The organism is Pelagivirga sediminicola (assembly GCF_003072125.1).
Taxonomy (GTDB): domain Bacteria; phylum Pseudomonadota; class Alphaproteobacteria; order Rhodobacterales; family Rhodobacteraceae; genus Roseovarius; species Roseovarius sediminicola.
On record NZ_QCYH01000062.1, the window covers coordinates 1 to 1,352 of the forward strand.

The 1,352-nt window shown below is 56.2% G+C and carries 1 protein-coding gene; it reads right to left on the minus strand.

Features of this window, described 5'->3' with window-relative positions; genetic code table 11:
• Positions 1-242: 242 nt before the first annotated feature.
• Positions 243-1,265, minus strand: a complete 1,023-nt coding sequence (locus DC366_RS19465) for an IS110 family RNA-guided transposase (RefSeq protein WP_108693786.1) — start codon at positions 1,263-1,265, stop codon at positions 243-245.
• Positions 1,266-1,352: the final 87 nt, after the last annotated feature.

Below are 1,352 nucleotides of genomic sequence, written 5' to 3' on the forward strand. Positions count from 1 at the left end.
TGTGTGGATGGCTCCTGCATAGCAAGACATTTTTGATTTGATTTGTGCATTTGTCAGAAGCAGTCATGTGTCCGGCCTGTTTGCGCGGCTTTGACCGCTGGCCCTGATGGGTTCCGCAAACCAAGTTCCTTACAGCTTAGCGGGCTATGACGCCCGGGACATTCGGCGGAGTGTCTTGGTTTTGGCGGCAGACTTATGCACCATCATCTCGCAGGTCTTGCTAACTCGTTGTTCCTTTCTTCTCAGACTGCCGCACGGGGGCTGTAGGGTTCGTCGCGGGTTAGGACAGCCCAGACGATCCGGGCGGTCTTATTGGCCATGGCGACAGTTGCGACACGGGCGGGTTTGCGTTCGAGCAGTGACGTCAGCCACTTGCTGGCACGTTCGGGGTGGGACCGTGTTTGTCGGACCAGTGATGTCATGCCGACGACAAGCAAAGAGCGTAAATACTGGTCACCCATCTTGGTGATCCGCCCCAGCTTTTCCTTGCCTCCGCTGGATTTATTTGCAGGCGTCAAGCCCAGCCAGGCGGCGAACTCCCGGCCATTGCGGAACTGGTGCCCGTCGCCGATGCTGGCGATGATCGCAGAAGCCGTCACCGCGCCGATGCCGGGTATCGTGCGTAACAAACGGACACGCGCATCTTCTTTAGCCACTTGCTTGAGGCGCTCTTCATACCATCGGATCCGTTTATGCAATGCCATCAACTGTTCTGACAGGTTGCGGATCACCTCATTGGCGATGTCTGGCAAATCGAGCACTTCACCCAGTGTGATATCCTCAGCAAACCCAATCACGCGGGCCAGTCCTCTGGGAATGTAGATGCCGAACTCGGCAACCAGTCCTCGCAAGCCGTTGATCAACTGCGTTCTTTGACGAACCAAAAGGTCGCGCGCCCGATGCAGCGACAGCAGGGCTTGTTGCTCAACCGTTTTAATCGCCACAAAACGCATGGTTGGACGTGTCACCGCTTCGCAGATTGCCTCCGCATCAATGGCATCAGATTTCCCACGTTTGACATAGGGCTTCACATACATCGGTGGGATCAAACGCACCTCGTGGCCTAAGGCCGTCAATTCGCGGGCCCAATGATGGGCGCTGCTGCAAGACTCCATGCCGATCAGGCAGGGGGCCAACTTAGCAAAGAACGGCAGAAACTGTGCCCGTCTCAGGGGCTTGTTGAACAACACAACCTCGTTCTCTGCGATACCATGGACTTGGAAAACGTTCTTGGCCAGGTCAACGCCGATTGTGGTAACTTGCATGGGGTGGCTCCTCTCAAAGCAGATTTAGACACCTGCACTATGGCGCATTGCGACGCCGGTTGAAGCAGGAGCCATCCACCCCATCAG

What these genes read in the sequence shown, in the direction of transcription:
- DC366_RS19465 (WP_108693786.1), bottom strand. Translation starts at nt 1,265, where the DNA reads ATGCAAGTTACCACAATCGGCGTTGACCTGGCCAAGAACGTTTTCCAA.